Genomic DNA, 20,316 nt, shown 5'->3' on the forward strand with positions numbered 1-20,316 from the left:
AGGTCTCAGGCCTTTCTCTGGCTGGTAATAAATGCCTGACAGGCCATTTCAAACCTGCAGATACAATTCGCAACGCAGCTTCCTCTAAGATCATTTTGAATTGAAAGATCGAAGTTTTGTGGCCGCTGGCTATATCAAAAAGATGCGATATACGGCTGCAATTCAGAATTAACAAGGCCTTTAGTTTGAATTCATTCGATTCCCCATGGCTCGGCTCAATCGAGCTGCTCGCCAACCGGTTGATTTTTTCAATGTCGTGATTCTTGAGCTTCTATACTTTTATTAAAAACAGCTGGCTTCCAAAATAGATAGGTTATTCGGATGCGTTGAAACTGGCTGTTTAGTTTCTTTGTAGATCGTGTTGCCTTTAAAAATAAATACTGAGGCGGGAGCTATGTTGCGTTTGCTAAAGTGGACTTTTGGCGTAATAGGGTTGCTATTGCTGGGCGTGATTGGAGTTTCAGCTTATTACTACATGATAGTGCTGCCTTCACTGCATGAACCGCCCAAGGCTGTGGTTCAGTATTTGCCTCCGGGAGAGGGAAACTACGAAGCCTATCCGGCATACCAGGGGCCCCATCCCAGCGTTACACCAAGACCCCACGACACCTATCCGTTCCCCATAAAAGTGGGTGACGTAGGCCCTGTTGAGCCCTTGTTTTCCGGTCGAAATACTTATCCCTTCTGGTGTGGTCGAAATACGGTAACGGATGAACAGCCCATGGCTGATAATTTCGAAGGTATTGGTGTTCCTGTCTTTTCGGTGGATGAAGAAGGAGAACCAACGGATGAGGTTGTTGGCTACAGCCAGGACTGTTTACATCGAACTGCCGCACGCTACTACTTTCTCGATGCCAATGATGGCAAGTTTTATCCGCTGGATGAAAAAACTTCAGATCAAGATGTTGCGATTATCAACGTCAGCGGTGCGCCGAGAGATTTCATTGTCCGGCTGGAAACCGGAACGATCAATCGTTACTTCTATGCTATTGCCGCCCTTAAAGGAGAGGGGGAAACCCTGGATCGACCACTGGGTAACCTTTGGAATCGAAAGTTAATCTATCAGTTTCGTGGAGGCGTTGGCATTGGCAAGCGCCAAGGAAACATTAAGCCCAATGACATTCTTAAGCGTCGCAAGAATCAGCTTGGCGAAGGCTATGCTGTTGTCTATTCATCCGCCAACCAGACAAGCAACCATTACAATATGTGGGTTGCGGAGGATGTTGCCGTTCGGGTTAAAAAACAATTTATATCACTCTACGGTGAGCCCTTGTATACAGTAGGTATTGGAGGTTCCGGAGGAGCCATACAGCAATACCTGCTAGCCCAAAATCACCCAGGTTTACTGGACGGCATTATCCCTCTTTATTCTTACCCGGATATGGTCTCTCAAACTACCTACGTTATGGATTGTGAACCGCTTGAGTATTTCTTTGACGTTCAGGATAACCAAAACCCCCGGTGGGAAGACTGGGGAGAGCGGGTTTCCGTTGAGGGACTCAGCTCGACTCAATCAAACATCAATTACTTTCAGGCCATGTCATCCGCCGCCAGTGTTCTCAAGGGTAATCTTCAGGGTGTTGCTCAACGTCTGAGAGGCAGTAGTGAGTGCGTCGCGTCATGGCGGGGGCTCACTCCATTGGTCAATAATCCCAACTTTGTTCATTTTGCCAAGAACTTTAGCCCTCATATTCAACAACAAATTCGCTGGACGCACTGGGAGGATCTCTATCAATTCTACGGCCGTGACGAAAAAGGATACGCACAGAGTACCTGGGATAATGTCGGTGTTCAGTACGGACTTAAAGCGCTTATTGATCAGTCCATTACTGCAGAAGAGTTTCTTAAAATTAATGCCAGTGTGGGTGGGTGGAAGTCGCCGGAAGAAATGGAGCAGGAACAGTTTTGGTTCCTCCAGGGGGATATTCTCCCCATTGAGCTGTCAATATGGAGCCATCAAAATCAGCGTTTGCCGTCAGGGCCGGAGCAGCCAGCCAGGCGTACTTCAGCCTCAGTTGAAGCTATTGAAGGTATCTTCCGTTCTGGACATGTCTTTTTGGGCAGGCTTGGGATCCCAATTTTGGATGTCAGACACTATCTGGATCCACAGCTGGATATGCACCATTCTTCCGCATCATTTATGACACGATCACGAATGCTGAAAAATCAGGGTAATGCTGACAATCAGATTATCTGGATCAGTGATCCGGCTTATAACCCCGTTGTGCATGCCTTTGAGGTGATGGATGACTGGCTTCTCAATATCAAAATGAATCCAAATCGCAGCGTGGTAGAAAACCGCCCATACTTCGCAGAGGACGCTTGCTTCAACAAAGAGGGAGGAACCATCGCTCAGGGCACCAGCGTTTGGGATGGCGCCTGGAATCAAAAGCCAGTAGGTGCTTGCATGCAGGTGTTTCCTTCATACATGACTTCCCGTGAAATCGCCGGAGCTCCCATATCAGGCGATATCTTTAAGTGCCAGACGCAATCTGTATCGCACGCTATTGCAAGCGGTGTATACGGCAGGGTGGACATGACTCCTTACCAGGAAACTCTGGAGCATATTTTTCCTGACGGAGTTTGCGATTTTACTCAGCCGGGGTTGGGATATCCGGAGAATTTAACGAACAAACCTATGCTGGCTTCTACCCCTGAACCCGAAGAAAAAACACCGGCGAACAAAATTGCCGAGATGGATAAGCAGCCATCAACAGGGGATACCGAAAAACCCTCCAATACCGAACCCTCTGAGATCACATTGTCCAAGTTGGAGGGTGGGACTACTACCCGATAGAGTAGCGTTCCTCAGTCATCACCCTTCAACTACAGGAAGGGTGATGATGAAGTTGGTTCCTTTGCCGGGCTCGGATTCCACTTCAATGGTGCCATCATGGTGTTCTGTGACGATGAAATAGGTCACTGACAGGCCAAGCCCTGTACCCTTGCCAACATCCTTGGTAGTGAAAAACGGTTCAAAGATATGGCGACTTACGGCCTCACTCATGCCCGGACCATTGTCTTCGACTTCAATGCTGACATTTCCAGCTCCTGAGCGAAGTCGCAAGGTGATTCTCGGGTAGAGCGGCGGTCCGTATTCTTCGTCATTAAATGCCTGGCAGGCGTTGCGCAACAGGTTCAGGATAACCTGTTGCATTTCGGTGGGTGAGCAGCGCACCCGAGGAATGTCCAGATCAAACTCTTTGATCACTTCCAGCTGCTCTGAGCCTTCAGGCGTTTGTAATTCAAACGAGTTCTTCGCCAGCTCAAGGCTGTGTTCCAGCAGCTCCGGGAGGTTAACCAATTGATGATCGCGGTTGTTGCTTCGTGAAAACTCAAGCATATTGGTCACGATGCGTGCGGAGCGGTCTCCCGCTTCCCGAATGGCATCGAGGAATTTGAAGATGTCCCGGGCTTTCAAATAGGCGTGTACCTGTTCAACTTTGATCCCTATGTCATCGGCAATCCTGTGATTTTGCTCCAGGTCTGGGGACGTGCGTCGGTAGATGTTTTGTATGCCATGAAGGATTGCGCTCAGTGGGTTATTGATTTCATGAGCCATACCTGCGGCCAACTCACCCAGTGATAGCATCTTCTCGTTCTGGATCATCATGGTTTCGATACGAACACGCATGGTTACGTCATCCAGACGAATAACAGCCCCGGAGATCTCTGAAGACAGAAGAGGGTAGATGGTCAGGTCGCTGTGCTGGGCATGGTTTCCACTACCGTGCTGAATGTTCTCATTAATTTGTGGAATCCCTTTATCAATGGTCTCGTGGATCATTTCCGTGGTTACAGGAAGATCCGGGTAAACTTCTGTCAGGTGCTGCCCCAAGGCTTCTTTGGCATCGATATCCGTAGCTCTGGCCGCTGCTGTGTTCCAGTGGGTAATCACCCCCTGTCGGGTGATACCAATCAACACAGATGGCATGGAATTAATGATGCTGTTCAGATAATCCTGTGTTTCCCTAAGCAGTTCCTCGGTGATTTCATGCTTGGCAATTTCATCGTACAGCTGATTATTGATATTGCGTAACTTGTTGGTGCGCTCAATGACCCGCTGTTCCAGATCTTTTTGGGCCTGTTTAAGATCTTCTTTTGTCCGTTTGTACCGGGTGCGGCTGAGCTGAACACCAATTATGATGATGGTTTGCAGGACAACAATGACCCAGAGGAGGGTGTGAGTTTCAAAATCTCCGCCATTCATCGGGGGTCAATCCTTGTCATTTCGCGCCTGGAAGATAAAGGGCAAGCGTACATCGTTAGCGTTTTATTGCTGGCGGCTGAAGTTAAAATTTCAGGACGCTCCCAATCTGTAATTGTATTCGCAATTTGTTCATAAAATCAGCAAGTTAGCAGGATATTAGAGTTTTTGTCAAAAAGGTTTGACACTCCGAATGGTTTAGGTAGAATGCGCCTCTCTTGCAGAACGGGGGTGGTTAGCTCAGCTGGGAGAGCATCGCCCTTACAAGGCGAGGGTCGGGGGTTCGATCCCCTCACCACCCACCAAGCAAGAAATGGTTATACAGCGGACCGGTAGTTCAGTTGGTTAGAATGCCGGCCTGTCACGCCGGAGGTCGCGGGTTCGAGTCCCGTCCGGTCCGCCAATAACCCTAAATCAAGACCTCCTTCAGCATCTTCTGCTAGACATCACTTCCATTATTTATTCCTAATCTGAATTGCACCACTGCATTTCCAGCTATTTTCTTATAACCGATTCATCTAATTGATTCATAGAAATGTCACAAGTCTTGGCTATCTTTAGTTTAAGGCTGGATTTGAAGGTGTTTTGTTATATAGATCTCGATCGATACTTGGATGAGCTCTAACGCAACCCTTCCGAAACTCATTTTATTTAAATAACCAGCTGATCTCGCTTGAGAGTTATCCTGACACTCCTATGGATAGAATGGACAAAACAGGTGTCTCACAAGCTACCAAAGATGAATAGCAAGGAGGTCACGCTATGCAAGATTATCTGGAAGAGCTTCTCGACGATGCCTTCGAAGAATTCGAAGATGACGATTGGACAGAAGATTACAGCGACGTTTAAAAGGCTTGGGCTCCCCAAGCCTTTTTTTATATGAAATTACATATTCCTTTCCCGTCTTAATTCGCCATCACCGCCCGGAATTCACTCAGTATTTGATCTGTTATGCCTAATCTCTGTGATATGGCTCGGAGTGGTTGCCACCTGATTCTTTCTTTTGATGACGCCATCACAGATCCCGTCGATGGCAAGTTCGATAATTAACCATAGAAAAATGCGCCATACAGCTTTAAGGCAGTCTAATGTGTATTACAGGGGGTTAAAAAGCTGAGGACCTCAGGGAGCTTTCCTCAAGCTTTCAGATCCCGGGATACCCTTTTCCACGCCCGAATTGAGACTTTGCTGTAAACTTGCGCAGAAGAAGATTAACAACGAATTCTGGAAGAGCCCCAACATCATGAGCTGTTTGATCACATGAGTTACCCAACCACTGAAGCTGAAGCGGTTTTGTTTTTTTCCGGCAAGTTACTTGTCAGAGAGCTATTGTACTCGGAATTCGAGGCGGTTCTGGATGGATTCATACCCCTCCCGGAGCAGGCCGGGGAGACAGTCGCGGCAGTCTACCTTCGTATTGCCAGCGGCTATCACGCTGGAGCAGCTGTATTTTTCAAAATTGATTTCGATGACCAGGGGTACCCGGACAAGCGCTGGGGGGTTCCTCTGGAACAACTGGCCGATACCGCTCTTAAAGGTCCTGATATGGGCGCCGGTCCGATTCGTTTGGCCTGCCGGAGTCAGTGCTCAATTGCCTGGCATCAAGAACAGCTATGGGATCCGCAAATGACTCCGGAGTGCAACCACTTCGGTCTCATAAAAAAAGCGCTCAAGCGCAATCGTCTCCGTTTAAATCTCAGCACTCCAGAACCCGAGTCAGATACAGATGCGACATCGGATGTAGAGGCCAGTGCGGCTGATAAAGAGCTGCTCAGGAAACGAATGGCGCAAGCTATCAAGGAGCAGCGTCTTCGGGTTGCCACCTTGCAAGAACAGCATCGACAGGCTCTCGAACAGCTTGAAAGCGAATGGACGGCCAAAAATCAGCAACAACTCCAGCAGATTGCGACACTTAGCGACTCTCTGGCTGAATCCCAGGAGCGCTGCCGCGAGCTTGAAGCTCTGACAGAAGGGCAGGCTCAGAAGATTAGTGGCCTCCGGGATTATTTTGAACACAAGCTCAGTTCACTGAAAAGTCTTGATGATGCGTCACTTGAGACCATGCGAAGCCGTATCGAGGATGAAAAACAGGCTGAATTACGTGAAGCGACAGAATCTTTGACCGAACAACTTCAGATGCGCGACATTGAGGTTATGTACCGCGATACTCGAATTGCGGGGCTTGAGGACGAAATCGAAAGACTGCAAAAAGAAAAAGAAGAGCTCCTCAGTAGCAGTGGCGACAGTCTTTTAGAGCAGCTCCACAAATCCGGCATCAGTTTTGTGACTTTCCAGCCGGGGGCGGGTCACATGACACTCCCAATAGGCGATATTGCCCGGTTTATGGCGGATGCAGATGCCTATACGGCGCAACGCTGTAAAGTCGATGAGGCTGCCTTCAGGTTGTGGCGTGATCATTACCATAATCCTCGGTGCATCCATAAAAATACGGACGGTACAGCTTGTCGGCGCCCCATTGACAGGGTTGAGCGCCCAGGAGAGTTTTTTCCAGGTGATAGCGATCGTTGTTCGGAGCATAATGTCACACGTTCGCAGTCTGATCAGGCTGCTTCAATTTGACCTCAAATGTAAGGCTGACAGGATCAGTAACTATAGGTTTTTAACTCGTGATCAGCCTAAAACAGCTTTGCTCTGAAAGTCCGATTGTCTGGGCACGAAAAAACCCAGCCCAGCTTGTGAGTTACCCCCCTCTAAACAGGTTGGGCATTACTCTGAGGGTCAAAAGAGAGGATTGCCTTGATCACCGCTTGTCAGGCAATAAGCTTTATAAATTGTATGGCCACCTCCAAAAGGCGCGTGAAACAGGAGCCACCCGGCTGATCAGTTTCGGCGGGTATTATTCAAATCACCTCCATGCTCTGGCTTACCTGGGGCAGGCGGCAGGCATGAAAACCCGTGGTTTGATTAGAGGGCACGAGCCAGACCAGCTATCTCCAACACTTCAGGACTGTCTTTCACAGGGGATGGAGCTTGAGTTTTTAAGTCGCAAGGATTATCGAGAATTTCAAAAGGAATCCAGTATCGCAGTCCTGCAGGAGCAGCATCCCGATAGCCTGATCATTCCTGAGGGCGGCGGCACCCTGGCCGGCACCGTAGGCTGCGGGGCCATTATGCAAGCCATTCGCGAGGAATTGGATCTTTCGAACTCAACGGTTTGCGTCCCCTGTGGAACCGGAACCACCCTGGCGGGACTTTTGTCGCACTCAGAAGAGGGCGAGAATCTATTGGGGTTTTCCGCTCTCAAGTTGGGAAATCAGCTTGAGAGCTATAAGTCCGGCATCGAAAACAGCATTTTCAGTAGTGATTATTGCGCCACATGGGATATTATTGATGAATTGCATTTCGGCGGTTTTGCCAAAACCACGCCGAAACTCTTTGAATTTATGGGCGAATTCGAAGCAGAAACAGGGATTTTGCTCGATCCGATATACACTGCCAAGCTGCTGTTTAGTGCAAATCATCTCGCTAAAGCAGGATACTGGGCTCCAGGACATGAACTGGTCGTCATTCACACCGGGGGGCTTCAGGGACGGCGTGGATACAGGGAACTGACCGACATGGATATACAGGCATGACTCACTTTTTATCTGACCCTCATCCACTCAATGGCGAATTGTTCAATACACTAGTGCCGTTACAGAGCCTGATGCCTGCTCACCGCGAGGATCTACTCAACCATTGCGAAATTATCTATGCTTTTGAAGGCGATCTGCTTTTTGATTTCGGACAGTTTGACCGTGTTGACTACTATTTGCTTAGCGGTGAAGTTCTTCTGGAAGATCCTCAGGGTATACGTCAAACCATCAAGGCCCGGAGCACATTCACAGCCATTAGTCCACGGCAGCCTCGATCATGTCGGGCAACAGCTGCTACTGATGCAACACTGCTGAAAGTCAACCGTGAGCGGCAAGACCAGCTGCTGGCCTGGAGTCAGGCAGCTGAGTATCTGCTGGTGGATCTGGCTGCTCGCAGAGAACTTGATGAAGACGCCGTTTGGCTGGATACGGTCCTGCGTTCAAACCTGTTTCTTAAGGTTCCCCCGACAAATGTCGGTCATATTCTGAAGCATCTCCAGACGCGAATGGTGGATCCAGGTGAAATCATTATTCGTCAGGGTGAGCTGGGTGACAGCTGTTACTTTATTAAAGAGGGGGTGGCAGAGGTCACACGAAATACAGACCACGACCCGGCACCCAATCACGTTGCAAACATTTCGGAAGGGCGTTGTTTTGGGGAGGATGCCCTGATTCAGGAAACTGTTCGCAATGCGAACGTTGTCATGAAAACCGCCGGGGTACTCTTGGTCCTTGACAAGCAGGAGTTTCTGTCACTTCTGAAAGAGCCTGTCATCAACAGAATTGAGTTCGATAGCATCGAAAAGGATACTTCAAACCCCATCATGCTGGACGTGCGAACCGAGGTCGAATACAACCTGGGACACTTTGCCAGTGCTGTTAACCTGCCACTGCATTTGATGCATTTGAAGAGTCGAATTCTCGACCCGGCGCAATCCTACATCACTTGCTGTAACACCGGGACCCGTGCAAAAGTGGCTTGTCAGTTTCTAAAAGAGTTAGGCTATTCTGCACAAGCGCTGCAGGAGGGGCTGGACCAATTGCCACAAGCAGAGCTTGAAGCCTGCTGGAGCACAGAAGACTTTATTTTGAAAGATGGTCAGGTGGTTGTTGGCCACTGATCAGGTACGATAAATATCCTCTCGGTCTCCTGCCACAGTCCATTTGTCAGAAATAGCGCCGCTACTTGAACCGGCTGGCGGTATGACTCAAAGTGATTGCTTAACGTCCCGATTACCTCCTCTTTATTGACGGAGGCATTGCCCGCAACATCAACAACCCGAGGGTCAATAGATAACGGGGCAAACCACTGGCTTCTCTGCAGCGCCATCCAGCGTCTTCGGGCGTGATCGGAATCTGCACAATTGCCCTTAATATGCTCAAAAAATTGACTCTGCCTCATCCAGGTACCACGATGATGGTGGGGGTTAATGTAGGGTAGTTGGCTCCCCTCAAGACCTCCATCAAAGGGGTAAAATAATCTGCCTCTCATGATGAGCTGCGTGTGCAACTGCGAGCACTCCCAGTGTACTGGCACAATGTCATCAATATTAATCTCGCTGCTTTGCAAGTGCTGCAATTGGCGATGACTCAACTGATCCCATTTCAGATCAAATCGATCAATAATATTGGGCCCAACCCAGCTAAAACTCTCCTGCGAGCGTTTGTGAGCCGGGAGCAGCTTGCTTTCAATTCCCAAATAGAACTTCACTGCCATTTCGCTGTGAATGAGCTCACGAGTCTCCGGGTTCCAGCTTAATGCATCCAGCTCACCCAATGTTTTGCCTCCTTGAGTCAGCTGAACATTAAAGCGGTGTTCATATCCCGGCTGTCGATACCGCCACCAAAACTGCCAATAATATTCGAACTGAAACCCAAGGCGAGTGGTGTGGTTACTGCTTATCCATTTCTCTAGCGGAGCGGGCGATTGATCCAGAAGACCGAGAAATTGCCTGTCCTCCTCTGTAAACGACGGTTGGCACATACGAAAAGCAGACGCGTCCTGATCCGAACCGAGCAGATTTTGAGGCGTTTGGGCCAGTGAAGGACTGAAAATACACCAGGCCAGATTTCTGACCAGGGGGTGTCTGAGCTCGGACCAGGGTTCTGCGGTTGTCTCACGACTCATAAATCAGGCCTGTGGAGGTCAGTTTGAGAGTTTTTTGAACAATCGCTTATTTCACTGTGTATTCGACTAGACTGCACCGGATTAACACCTCGGGTATCCCTGACGACAATGGCTTAAACCGCTATAATAGCTAACTTTCCCGCTACAGAGCCCGAATATGTCGGAATTTAATCGAATTGGTCTGGTCGGTCGCCCCGGCAGTGAAAATGCTTTGAGTACCCTCAAGCGGCTTATACGCTATTTGCAATCCCGCGGACTGGACATTGTACTTGAAGAAGACACCGCTACTGCATTACCCGGGCACCAGCTGGAGATCTCGGATAACGAAACTCTGGGTAAAACCTGTGACCTGGTTATTGTTGTTGGCGGCGATGGCAGCCTCTTAGGTGCTGCACGCTCACTGTCCAAATACAAGGTACCTCTGCTGGGTGTTAACCGAGGACGTCTGGGGTTCCTGACCGACATTACCCCGGACGATATCGAGGTCCGTGTGGCGGATGTGCTGGACGGCAAGTATATGATGGAAACCCGCTTTCTGCTGGATGCGTCTGTCATACGTAAAGGGGCACTCATAGGTGGCGGAGACGCGCTCAACGACGTGGTTATTCATCCCGGCCGTCTGATCCGTATGATTGAATTTGAACTCTACATTGACGGGCAGTTCGTTTACAGTCAGAGATCCGATGGACTGATCATTTCGACACCTACCGGTTCAACCGCATACGCCCTGAGTGGCGGGGGCCCGATTATGCATCCCAAGCTGGATGCTATTGTGATTGTGCCTATGAATCCCCATACACTGAGCAGTCGACCGATTGTGGTGGATGGCAACAGCGAAATTAAGATCATTATCGGTGAGGAAAATTCTGCCTATCCGCACGTTACCTGTGACGGTCAGAATCATGTTGTGACAAATCCCGGCGATGAGATTCACATCCACAAAAAGCCCCACAAGCTGCATTTGATACACCCGCTAAACCATAACTTTTATGAGACCTGCCGCACCAAGCTGGGGTGGGGTAGTCATCTGGGTAATTGACGCGGAGCATCAAACAAGGTCATGACGAAGTCCCCGGCGAATTACAGCTCTGAATCTCCAGATCCCGTTAGAGTCGACATCATTGGTGATGTTCACGGTTGCTACAAACCACTGCTCAAACTGTTGCAGCGTTTGGGCTACGAACTTGTGGATGGCGTTTATCAGCACCCCGAGCGCACAGCGGTGTTTGTTGGCGATTTAATTGACCGCGGCCCTCATATTCGGGAAACGCTTCAGCTTGTCCACGATATGCATCAGGCCGGAAGCGCCATGGTGGTGCTGGGGAACCACGAATATAACGCCATCCGCTTTAAGCAGGAAACGCTGGATTACCTGATGGATGAGGAATCGGAGACTATCCCCCAGCGTTTGAAAAAGCTGATGAAGGAAACCCTGGAACAGTTCCGTGATTATCCCGAGCAGTGGCAACAATTCATCCAGTGGTTTTCAAGGCTACCCCTGTTTATTGAGACCCCAAACTTCCGGGTTGTGCATGCCTGTTGGGATGAAGACTTGATCAATGAATACAAGGCTCATTACCCTACGGACGGGATTACTCCTGAATTTATTGAGGCCTCCCGAGAGAAAGGTTCTCTTGAAAGCCGCACGGTCGATCGCTTGACCCGCGGTACCAGCATGCCACTGCCCGACGGTATTCAACTTGAAAGCAAAGACGGGTTTATCCGACGTTTTTTCCGCACCAAATTCTGGGAAGAAAGCCCCAAAACCTATGGAGACATCGTGTTTCAACCAGACCCGCTGCCGTATGACCTGGCTGAACATCCAATCCAGACCAAACACAAACAAAGCTTGCTGCAATACGATACCCATGCTGTACCCGTCTTTTTCGGTCACTATTGGTTAAAGGGACGTCCGAAACCTTTACAGCCAAATGTTGCCTGTCTGGATTACAGTGCTGTTGGTTTTGGTCGTTTAACAGCCTATCGATTTGAGGGGGAGAGCGATCTTAAGGAAGAGCACTTCAAATGGGTCTATGTCGATCGTGACCAAAAAGGTGACACACAATGAATTGGTACAAGGTCGACTTGTTTGCGCTATCGCTGGATTTGAGCCCCCTATTAACCCAGTTGCAACAAAAAGGCATTCTCTATCGGGTGACGGAAGAGCCCAAAGGCCAGTGCCTGTGGCTAGATGATCAGCAGCAGGCCGAACAGCTCAGGGAATTTATACGTCAGAACGGACTGGACAGCATTTCACCTCCATCCATGGCGGAGTCTTCCCACAGGAATACTGCCAGCCTCCAGGATGGTGAACAGTTTTTAACCCGCAAACTGGTTGACTTCCATGGGGCTCTGGGGCGCTACCCGGTTACACTGCTGACCTTGTTATTGGGGGTTCTTGGAGCGCTGTTGGTTCACTACGATCAACAACTGGACTGGGTTAGCTGGCTAACCTTCCAGCCTGTCCGTGTCATGGGAGAGTATCTCGGGCTAGCCTCTGTGGGCGCAGGGCTCGAAGCTGGACAATATTGGCGTTTGATTACCCCGATATTTCTTCACTTTGGCTTATTTCATATCCTGTTTAATGCCATGTGGATATGGGAGTTTGGACGCCGTATAGAAATCGGGCTAGGCAGCTTTGCTCTGACCGCATTGATTTTGCTTATCGGCATCGCCAGTAATCTGACTCAGTACCTGTGGGGAGGGCCCTCACTGTTTGGCGGGCTTTCCGGGGTCCTCTATGGTTTGATGGGTTTTCTCTGGATCTACAACCGTTTCAAACCGCATCCTGTATTCACTCTTCAGCCTGGTATTGTGGGCTTTATGCTGGTGTGGGTCGTATTGGGTATGACAGGTGCGGTGGACTTTTTCATGGATGGCAGCATAGCCAACGCTGCACATGTGGGTGGATTAATATCGGGCATGCTGATTGCAGTTATCGTTGCAATGCGAAAGTAGCTGTCCAGGGTTTTGAGTCGGGTATTTGCCCATATTTTTTGGTTTTAATCCCGGTTATCCATGCCTCATAACCACTCACTTTATAAGACCGTTTACAAGCGACAATGCTTACAATCATGAGATCAACTGCTATGAACATTGACGACATTCTGAACGCCATGACCCCCGAGGTTTATGAAAACCTCAAACGCGCCATTGAGCTGGGCAAGTGGGCTGACGGACGAAAACTCACTCAGGAACAAAAAGAAAGTTGCATGCAGGCCGTCATTGCCTATGAGTTAAAGCATGTACCCGCTGAAGAGCGAACCGGATATGTGCCTCCCAAGCCACACAGCCATTGTGGCGGCGATGGCGAAGTTGCCGAGCCTGAAGATAAACCGTTGAAATGGCAGTAATGACCCTATGAGCTTTGAACTATTGGGTAGCGGCCATCTTGCCAAAATGAAAACCGATCATGCCCAGCCGGTAAACTACAGCTTGCCGTTAAGCGACACTCACATTGATTTGATGCCTTTAATAGGAAAGTCAATCAAGCTGGTGTACGGCGGTGACATCCATTGTCACCACTGCGGACGCAAAACCAACAAGAGTTTTAATCAGGGATACTGCTATCCTTGTTTCAGGGCGCTGGCCCAGTGTGACAGCTGTATTATGAGCCCTGAAAAGTGCCATTATGACGCTGGCACCTGCCGTCAACCGGAGTGGGGTGAAGAATTCTGCATGACCGACCATATCGTCTATCTGGCGAACTCATCAGGTATCAAGGTCGGCATTACACGGTTGTCCCAAGTGCCTACACGCTGGATGGATCAGGGCGCAATTCAGGCATTGCCCATTTTTCGCGTAGCCACCCGACAGCAATCGGGCTTTGTCGAAGATATTCTCAGACAGCAAGTGGCTGACAAAACCAATTGGCGCAAAATGCTGAAAGGGGAAGTGGAATACCTGGATCTGGAAAGCCTTCGTGACGAGATTCTGGACAACGCCTGGAATGATATTGTTGCTCTGCAGAAACGCTTTGGGCTGTCTGCCATTCAGGCAATTGACGATGGGGATGTCTATGAATTTGATTATCCAGTTGATGAATATCCGGTCAAAGTGACAACTCACAATCTGGATAAAACACCCACAGTCGAAGGTGTGCTTAAAGGCATCAAGGGGCAATACCTGATTCTGGACTCTGGCGTCATCAATATTCGTAAATTTGGCGCATACCATATCGAATTTTACGCTCAGACCGAGGTCTGATACTTAACAATTACACTGGCACCTCTGACGAGACTCGCGAACAGAAGGTAGAGAAGTTCATGAAAGACGCACAGCCTAAAAGCATTTATTTAAAAGATTACCGTAAGCCTGATTTTTTGATAGAAACCACGGAACTGCACTTTAATCTTGATCCCAGTGCAACTGTGGTCAAATCTCGCCTGAAAATTCGTAGAAACCCCGAAGCTCATACTCCGTCACTTCCGCTGACACTTCACGGCCAGGATCTGGAATTAATCTCCCTCCACATTGACGGTAAAACGCTTCAGCCTTCTGAATATGAAATCGGCCCAGAAACTCTGACAATCAATACCGTGCCTAACGAGTTCGTCTTTGAAGCTGAGGTCAAAATCAACCCGGAGGGGAATACCAGTCTCGAAGGTTTGTACAAGTCGCGCACCATGTACTGCACCCAGTGTGAAGCAGAAGGCTTCCGCAAGATTACTTATTATCTGGATCGCCCGGATGTCATGAGTGAATTTACCACGACCATTGAAGCCAGTGAGTCTGAGTTTCCGGTGTTGTTGTCCAATGGCAACCTGATTGATTCCGGCAAAAGAGAAAATGGTCAACACTTTGCCACCTGGCACGACCCGTTTAAAAAACCAGCGTATTTATTTGCCCTCGTTGGCGGAACACTGGATTTTATCGAAGACACCTTCACCACAAAAAGCGGTCGCAATATTACCTTGCGCATTTTTGTTGAAACCAAGGATCTCGATAAATGTGACCACGCCATGCTGTCGCTGAAAAAGGCCATGCGCTGGGACGAAGAGGTGTACGGACTGGAATACGATCTCGACATATTCATGATCGTAGCGGTGGATGATTTTAATATGGGGGCCATGGAAAACAAGGGCCTGAACATTTTCAATACTTCCTGCGTCCTGGCCAAACCCGAAACCACGACCGATGCAGGATTCCAGAGAGTTGAAGGCGTTGTAGCGCACGAGTATTTCCACAACTGGTCAGGCAACCGTGTTACCTGTCGCGATTGGTTTCAACTGAGTCTGAAAGAAGGCTTCACGGTATTCCGTGATTCAGAGTTCTCTGCCGACATGAACTCACGCACTGTGAAGCGAGTAGAGGATGTCAGCCTGCTGAGAACCTTGCAGTTCGCAGAGGACGGTGGTCCTATGGCTCATCCGGTACGTCCACCATCGTTTATCGAAATCTCGAACTTTTACACCCTTACTGTCTATGAGAAGGGCTGTGAAGTTGTGCGTATGATCCACACGCTGCTGGGCGCAGAGAACTTCCGTAAAGGCAGTGACCTCTATTTCAGTCGCCACGATGGAGAAGCCGCAACCATCGAAAACTTCGTTAAAGCCATGGAAGATGCCTCCGGACGTGATTTGACCCAGTTTACTCGCTGGTACAGCCAGGCGGGTACTCCACGTATCAACGCCACAGATGCCTATGATGAAGAGAGTGGAACCTACTCTTTAACCCTGACTCAGTCTTGCCCAACCACGCCCGAAGCAAAGCAGGAAGAAAAGCAGCCGTTCCATATACCTGTCGCCATGGGTCTTCTTGGAGATGCGGGTAATTTGCCCTTGAAGCTTCAGGGGCAACCGATTGATGCTGATACAGAAGACAATACCAATCTGGTACTGGAACTGACAGACTTTGAACAAACCTTTGTGTTTGAAGGCCTGAACGAAAAACCCACTCCGGTATTGTTGCGTGACTTCTCAGCACCAGTAAAACTCAATTACAACTACAGCCGTGAGCAACTTACAGCCATCATGAGTCGTGACAGTGACGGTTTCAGCCGCTGGGATGCCTGTCAGAAACTGGCCGTAGCCGTGATTGAAGATGTGATGAATGCTTATCGTGGCGATCAGAAATACGACATAGACCATGCTTTTATTGAAACTTGCCGAGCCATCTTAATTGACCAATCGCTGGATAAAGCCATGGTTGCTCTGATGCTTCAGCTGCCTACCGAGGCCTACCTGAGTGAAATCGCTACCGAGATTGATGTAGAAGCCATTCACTTTGCACGTCAATACGTTCGCAAGGCTCTGGCAGAATCGCTGAGTGAAGAGCTGGAGTCAGTCTATCGAGCAAACAGTAATCCAGAACCGTTTTCAGCGTCTGCCACTGCCATGGCCAAACGCAGCCTGAAAAATACCGTATTGAGTTACCTGATTGTCACAGAAACCGACGAAAGTCTGCACCTTGCTCAGGCTCAGCTGGATGCAGCCACCAACATGACCGACGAGCTCGCCGCATTGTCCGCTATAATTAACAGCGAGCATGCTGGGGAATCCCTTCGCGATCAGGTTCTGCAGGACTTTTATCTACGCTGGTCCGATGAAGCCCTGGTGGTTAACCAGTGGCTCACGGCCCAGGCGCAAGTCTCTAGAGTCGGTGGCCTTGAGCGCGTTCAGCAGCTCATGCAGCACGAAGCTTTTGACATCAAAAACCCCAACAAGATACGGGCTGTTATTGGTGCGTTTTGTGGCGGTAACCCCGTTAATTTCCATCGAGAAGATGGGGCGGGGTACGAGTTTCTCGCAGATCAGATTCTGACGTTGAATAAACTCAACCCTCAGATTGCCTCAAGACTGCTGACACCGCTGACCAAGTGGCGCAAATACGACAGTGGTCGACAGGCTCTTATGCGTGCAGCTCTTGAGCGCATCATGTCCGAGCCAGAACTGTCGAAAGACGTCTATGAGGTTGTGTCAAAAAGCCTGAAAGACTGATTTCGCTGCTGACTCTCAAAGTCAGCAGCCTGTAGTCAAATAGTAGTGGAATAAACCATGTCCCGTGAAGAAGAGCTATACACTCATTTCCAGGAATGCCTGGCGAGCCTGAATCGTGCATGGGCGATCCTGTCGGATCTGGAAAGCCAGCCTCTGCCACCGTCTCTGGCGACCGCGGCGATCAATATGGCACTGATCGAGTATGCCAAACCCTTCAAGGATTCTGGCGTACAGCAGAAACGGCACTCTTTAGGACTGCCTCTGGCTTCTGAAGAAGATCATTTGCTGCATCGATACCTGCTCGAACAACGCGACAACGTCTTATCCCATTCCACCACAACGCTGGAAAATTCTCAGTATTACGCTGGGAAAGACGGTGGTTTCAGGTCACCGTTAATGGCTCAGGGAGCAGCGCACAGATTACCGCCTCTAAGCGAAATACAATCGTTGATTGAGCGCGTTTTGGATGTTTTCTATGCACAATTACCGCAACTGGAAAAGCAGCTGTAATCATTCGTCTTGGGAGACACCGACGTTATTCGGGGCGACGGTACGAGGTTTTTCTTAATTGCAGCTGGTAAGCTTGCTGCATTTTTTCATCACGGGAAAGAAATAAATCCTCTTCCACACTGTGAAGTTCAGGCAGGCGCTCTTCCAGAGCCTGCTGGCTTTCCAGTTCGCCGTCATGAGTAATGTGCTGCAACTCCATATTCAGTTGATGCTTGAGGGCATAGCCAATCAACAAGCTTCGATGACAGGTGGCTGGGTCTTTTTCAGCACACATCAAACCGATGTTGTAACCTTTCGCCAGGCCGTTTTTTAAGCGATCAATCCCTTGCTGAAAGAGAGGGGCACACATCAAGCGGTCAAACTGTACCTGTCGACATTCATCATAATGGCTGTCGTCTTTCGAGCGGGGGCCCAACTCTTCGCCCAGATACACATAATCAATGCCGGCACGCTTTAAATGGCCTTCAATGGCTCCCTGATGATAATCGTAGAAGACTTTACTGAAAGGAACAGAACGCACATCGGCCACAGCGGTAATGTTGTAACGCTGCAGCTGTTCCAAAAAAGTGCCTATGGGCTTGGTAGCATAACCTATGGAATAGAGCATGGGACGAGCTTAAGCCGTCAGGACGTTATTTCACTCACATACTGAGCGTCGATATCCTGGTTGTAATAGGCCATGCCGAGCTTGTTCAGGTAATCGAGGCGGTCAGCTTTCATCAGATCGATGGACGGTACCGGCAGGTTTGCTGCCTCGTAGAGCGAAGTAACAAACGCCAGAAACTTTTCGCCATCCTTGATCATCAACAAGCTTGCAGCTCCTACATCGGGCTTTACGCCAGCCTGCAAATCCTCTGGCAGTTTGACCTCAACAACGGCCGGAGACTCTTCACCCTCAATACGCACACTGCGATTACGGACAGTTTGCTCGGCCCAGTAATAGGCCAGTTCTTTGCTTTGTGTCAAAAAGATCGGCTCTATGGATTCTGTATAGCTGTTGCCAATCGTAGCCATGGTTTGCTTTGCTGCCTGATTCATGGCTTTGTCACCAGAGCGAATCAAACCATGCTCTTTTATGGAGGGGATTAGTGCCGATGAGGTACCGTGATACCACACATCGCCGGTTTTAAAGCCGTCAGATGTCAACAGCTGGTTGGAATCCCGCAAGTAAGATGGAGTGGTGCTCATAACGAACCTCGACAAAATTAAGACTAAATATGTGACATTCTAACAAAAAAGGCGGCCGAAGCCGCCTTTTTCATACTTTAACCTTTCAGCAACAATTAGATGTTGTTGAACTGGTTAGAAGTGTTTTTCGCACCACCAGCTTTCAGAGCAAGCTCACCAGCGTAGTACTCTTTGTGGTCATCACCGATGTCAGAACCAGCCATGTTTTGGTGCTTAACGCACGCAATACCTTGACGGATTTCTTTACGCTGAACACCTTCAACGTAACCCAGCATACCAGCTTCACCGAAGTACTCTTTAGCCAGATTGTCAACAGACAGAGCAGTGGTGTGGTAAGTAGGCAGAGTGATCAGGTGGTGGAAAACGTTCGCTTCACGAGAAGTATCCGCCTGGAAAGTCTTAACGCGTGCGTCAGCTTCTGCAGCCAGCTCGGAATCGTCGTAGTCAGCAGACATCAGACGGTCACGATCGTAAGCAGAAACGTCTTTACCAGCTTCAACCCAAGCGTCATAGGCTTGCTGACGGAAGTTAAGGGTCCAGTTGAAAGACGGAGAGTTGTTGTACACCAGCTTAGCATCTGGGTGAACTTTACGAACTTCGTCCATCATGCCTTTAATTTCGTGAACAGTAGGAACGGCAGTTTCGATCCACAGCAGGTCAGCACCGGCGTTGATGGCTTCGATACAGTCGAATACGCAACGCTCGTGGCCAGTACCCTGACGGAACTGGTACAGACCAGAAGGCAGACGCTTAGGACGAACCAGTTTGCCATTACGGCTGATCAGTACGTCACCTTCAGCGGTGTCTTCAGGAGAGACTTCTTCGCAGTCCAGGTAAGAGTTGTATACATCACCCTGATCGCCTGGCTCTTTAACAACAGCGATTTCTTTAGTCAGGCCAGCGCCTTCAGAGTCAGTACGGGCAACGATGATACCGTCATCAACACCCAGCTCCAGGAAAGCGTAACGCAGAGCGCGCAGTTTGTTGTGGAAGTCTGCGTGAGGAACAGTAACTTTACCGTCCTGGTGACCACATTGCTTTTCGTCAGCAACCTGGTTCTCAATTTGCAGTGCACAAGCACCAGCTTCAATCATTTGCTTGGCCATCAGGTAAGTGGCTTCAGCGTTACCGAAACCAGCGTCGATGTCAGCGATGATAGGCACAACGTGAGTTTCGTGGTTGTCGATTTGAGACTGGATTTCAGCTTCTTTAGCAGCATCGCCAGCTTCACGAGCAGCGTCCAGCTCACGGAACAGACCACCCAGCTCACGAGCGTCAGCTTGACGCAGGAAGGTGTACAGCTCTTCAACCAGGCTGGCAACAGCAGTTTTTTCGTGCATGGACTGGTCAGGCAGAGGACCGAACTCAGAACGCAGAGCAGCAACCATCCAGCCAGACAGGTACAGGTACTTACGCTCAGTGGAACCGAAATGCTTCTTGATGGAGATCAGTTTTTGCTGACCAACAAAACCGTGCCAGCAACCCAGAGATTGAGTGTACTTGGTTTTGTCTTTGTCGAACTCAGCCATATCGCGACGCATGATGCCCGCGGTGTATTTGGCAATGTCCAGACCAGTTTTGAATTTGTTCTGAGCACGCATGCGAGCGGCGTATTCTGGGTTGATAGCGTCCCAAGGGCTGCCAGCTTCGGCTTTCAGGCCTGCAACGGCTTCGATGTCCTGAGTGTAAGTAGACATGATCGATCCTTTACTTTAACAACGGTGGGTGAATTTGTTACCTGACAAAGTG

The 20,316-nt window shown here is 49.3% G+C and carries 16 protein-coding genes and 2 tRNA genes; 13 read left to right on the plus strand and 5 right to left on the minus strand.

The window, feature by feature from the left end; genetic code table 11:
* Nucleotides 1–394: 394 nt before the first annotated feature.
* Entirely contained in the window at nt 395–2,797 is a 2,403-nt protein-coding gene (locus tag KOI40_RS11910; protein WP_216097742.1) for a DUF6351 family protein, read from the plus strand.
* Between the two features lie 18 nt (nt 2,798–2,815).
* Here KOI40_RS11910 and KOI40_RS11915 read toward each other — a convergent pair whose 3' ends face one another.
* On the minus strand, nt 2,816–4,210 hold the full coding sequence (locus tag KOI40_RS11915) for a two-component system sensor histidine kinase NtrB (RefSeq protein ID WP_216097743.1): 1,395 nt from the start codon (nt 4,208–4,210) through the stop codon (nt 2,816–2,818).
* A 226-nt stretch (nt 4,211–4,436) separates the two neighbouring features.
* Here KOI40_RS11915 and KOI40_RS11920 point away from each other — a divergent pair.
* The 5 genes from KOI40_RS11920 (at nt 4,437) to KOI40_RS11940 (ending at nt 8,924) form a co-directional block, all read left to right on the plus strand.
* Nucleotides 4,437–4,512 (plus strand) — tRNA-Val (locus tag KOI40_RS11920).
* 21 nt (nt 4,513–4,533) lie between these two features.
* A tRNA-Asp gene (locus tag KOI40_RS11925) sits at nt 4,534–4,610 on the plus strand.
* An 857-nt stretch (nt 4,611–5,467) separates the two neighbouring features.
* Nucleotides 5,468–6,787: a hypothetical protein gene (locus KOI40_RS11930; RefSeq protein WP_216097744.1), complete on the plus strand. Its 1,320-nt coding sequence runs from the start codon at nt 5,468–5,470 to the stop codon at nt 6,785–6,787.
* A 47-nt stretch (nt 6,788–6,834) separates the two neighbouring features.
* A complete protein-coding gene (locus tag KOI40_RS11935) occupies nt 6,835–7,803 on the plus strand; it encodes a 1-aminocyclopropane-1-carboxylate deaminase/D-cysteine desulfhydrase (RefSeq protein ID WP_216097745.1) in 969 nt (322 codons plus the stop codon).
* Nucleotides 7,800–8,924 (plus strand): cyclic nucleotide-binding domain-containing protein, encoded by a 1,125-nt coding sequence (locus tag KOI40_RS11940; protein WP_216097746.1) that lies wholly within the window; start codon nt 7,800–7,802, stop codon nt 8,922–8,924. The genes KOI40_RS11935 and KOI40_RS11940 overlap by 4 nt, the downstream gene beginning before the upstream one ends.
* Here the strand turns inward: KOI40_RS11940 and KOI40_RS11945 are convergent.
* Nucleotides 8,903–9,931, minus strand: a complete 1,029-nt coding sequence (locus KOI40_RS11945; RefSeq protein WP_216097747.1) for a DUF1853 family protein — start codon at nt 9,929–9,931, stop codon at nt 8,903–8,905. The genes KOI40_RS11940 and KOI40_RS11945 overlap by 22 nt on opposite strands.
* A 157-nt stretch (nt 9,932–10,088) precedes the next feature.
* Here KOI40_RS11945 and KOI40_RS11950 point away from each other — a divergent pair, with 157 nt between their 5' ends.
* The 7 genes from KOI40_RS11950 (at nt 10,089) to KOI40_RS11980 (ending at nt 17,379) form a co-directional block, all read left to right on the plus strand.
* The gene (locus tag KOI40_RS11950; protein WP_216097748.1) at nt 10,089–10,970 is read left to right on the plus strand and encodes an NAD(+) kinase; all 882 of its coding nucleotides are present in this window, start codon (nt 10,089–10,091) and stop codon (nt 10,968–10,970) included.
* Between the two features lie 21 nt (nt 10,971–10,991).
* A complete protein-coding gene (locus KOI40_RS11955) occupies nt 10,992–11,999 on the plus strand; it encodes a metallophosphoesterase (RefSeq protein ID WP_216097749.1) in 1,008 nt (335 codons plus the stop codon).
* Nucleotides 11,996–12,889: a rhomboid family intramembrane serine protease gene (locus KOI40_RS11960; RefSeq protein WP_216097750.1), complete on the plus strand. Its 894-nt coding sequence runs from the start codon at nt 11,996–11,998 to the stop codon at nt 12,887–12,889. Before KOI40_RS11955 ends, KOI40_RS11960 begins: the two co-directional genes overlap by 4 nt.
* A gap of 131 nt (nt 12,890–13,020) precedes the next feature.
* A complete protein-coding gene (locus tag KOI40_RS11965; protein ID WP_216097751.1) occupies nt 13,021–13,284 on the plus strand; it encodes a YeaC family protein in 264 nt (87 codons plus the stop codon).
* Between the two features lie 7 nt (nt 13,285–13,291).
* Complete coding sequence (locus tag KOI40_RS11970) at nt 13,292–14,137, plus strand: DUF2797 domain-containing protein (protein WP_216097752.1); 846 nt, start codon at nt 13,292–13,294, stop codon at nt 14,135–14,137.
* Nucleotides 14,138–14,196: 59 nt separating this feature from the next.
* A complete protein-coding gene (gene pepN / locus KOI40_RS11975) occupies nt 14,197–16,869 on the plus strand; it encodes an aminopeptidase N (protein ID WP_216097753.1) in 2,673 nt (890 codons plus the stop codon).
* 57 nt (nt 16,870–16,926) lie between these two features.
* Nucleotides 16,927–17,379 carry a hypothetical protein gene (locus tag KOI40_RS11980; RefSeq protein WP_216097754.1) on the plus strand — a complete coding sequence of 151 codons (453 nt, stop codon included), beginning with the start codon at nt 16,927–16,929 and terminating at the stop codon, nt 17,377–17,379.
* Between the two features lie 25 nt (nt 17,380–17,404).
* On the opposite strand, the gene KOI40_RS11985 is transcribed toward KOI40_RS11980, so the two are convergent.
* The 3 genes from KOI40_RS11985 to KOI40_RS11995 all read right to left on the minus strand — a co-directional run bounded on the left by KOI40_RS11985 (nt 17,405) and on the right by KOI40_RS11995 (nt 20,264).
* Entirely contained in the window at nt 17,405–17,986 is a 582-nt protein-coding gene (locus KOI40_RS11985; protein WP_216097755.1) for a DUF488 domain-containing protein, read from the minus strand.
* 17 nt (nt 17,987–18,003) lie between these two features.
* Nucleotides 18,004–18,567: a hypothetical protein gene (locus tag KOI40_RS11990; protein ID WP_216097756.1), complete on the minus strand. Its 564-nt coding sequence runs from the start codon at nt 18,565–18,567 to the stop codon at nt 18,004–18,006.
* Between the two features lie 95 nt (nt 18,568–18,662).
* Entirely contained in the window at nt 18,663–20,264 is a 1,602-nt protein-coding gene (locus KOI40_RS11995; RefSeq protein ID WP_216097757.1) for an isocitrate lyase, read from the minus strand.
* Nucleotides 20,265–20,316 lie beyond the last annotated feature (52 nt).

It is taken from the genome of Pseudomaricurvus albidus (assembly GCF_018863235.1).
GTDB classification, from domain to species: Bacteria; Pseudomonadota; Gammaproteobacteria; order Pseudomonadales; family Cellvibrionaceae; genus Pseudomaricurvus; species Pseudomaricurvus albidus.

Bases quoted from the DNA above. Each gene is read 5' to 3' on its own strand.
- KOI40_RS11910 (WP_216097742.1), top strand. From the start codon at position 395: ATGTTGCGTTTGCTAAAGTGGACTTTTGGCGTAATAGGGTTGCTATTG.
- KOI40_RS11945 (WP_216097747.1), bottom strand. From the start codon at position 9,931: ATGAGTCGTGAGACAACCGCAGAACCCTGGTCCGAGCTCAGACACCCC.
- KOI40_RS11980 (WP_216097754.1), top strand. From the start codon at position 16,927: ATGTCCCGTGAAGAAGAGCTATACACTCATTTCCAGGAATGCCTGGCG.
- KOI40_RS11955 (WP_216097749.1), top strand. From the start codon at position 10,992: ATGACGAAGTCCCCGGCGAATTACAGCTCTGAATCTCCAGATCCCGTT.
- KOI40_RS11990 (WP_216097756.1), bottom strand. From the start codon at position 18,567: ATGAGCACCACTCCATCTTACTTGCGGGATTCCAACCAGCTGTTGACA.
- pepN (WP_216097753.1), top strand. From the start codon at position 14,197: ATGAAAGACGCACAGCCTAAAAGCATTTATTTAAAAGATTACCGTAAG.
- KOI40_RS11985 (WP_216097755.1), bottom strand. From the start codon at position 17,986: ATGCTCTATTCCATAGGTTATGCTACCAAGCCCATAGGCACTTTTTTG.
- KOI40_RS11940 (WP_216097746.1), top strand. From the start codon at position 7,800: ATGACTCACTTTTTATCTGACCCTCATCCACTCAATGGCGAATTGTTC.
- KOI40_RS11995 (WP_216097757.1), bottom strand. From the start codon at position 20,264: ATGTCTACTTACACTCAGGACATCGAAGCCGTTGCAGGCCTGAAAGCC.
- KOI40_RS11960 (WP_216097750.1), top strand. From the start codon at position 11,996: ATGAATTGGTACAAGGTCGACTTGTTTGCGCTATCGCTGGATTTGAGC.
- KOI40_RS11950 (WP_216097748.1), top strand. From the start codon at position 10,089: ATGTCGGAATTTAATCGAATTGGTCTGGTCGGTCGCCCCGGCAGTGAA.
- KOI40_RS11965 (WP_216097751.1), top strand. From the start codon at position 13,021: ATGAACATTGACGACATTCTGAACGCCATGACCCCCGAGGTTTATGAA.
- KOI40_RS11930 (WP_216097744.1), top strand. From the start codon at position 5,468: ATGAGTTACCCAACCACTGAAGCTGAAGCGGTTTTGTTTTTTTCCGGC.
- KOI40_RS11915 (WP_216097743.1), bottom strand. From the start codon at position 4,210: ATGAATGGCGGAGATTTTGAAACTCACACCCTCCTCTGGGTCATTGTT.
- KOI40_RS11970 (WP_216097752.1), top strand. From the start codon at position 13,292: ATGAGCTTTGAACTATTGGGTAGCGGCCATCTTGCCAAAATGAAAACC.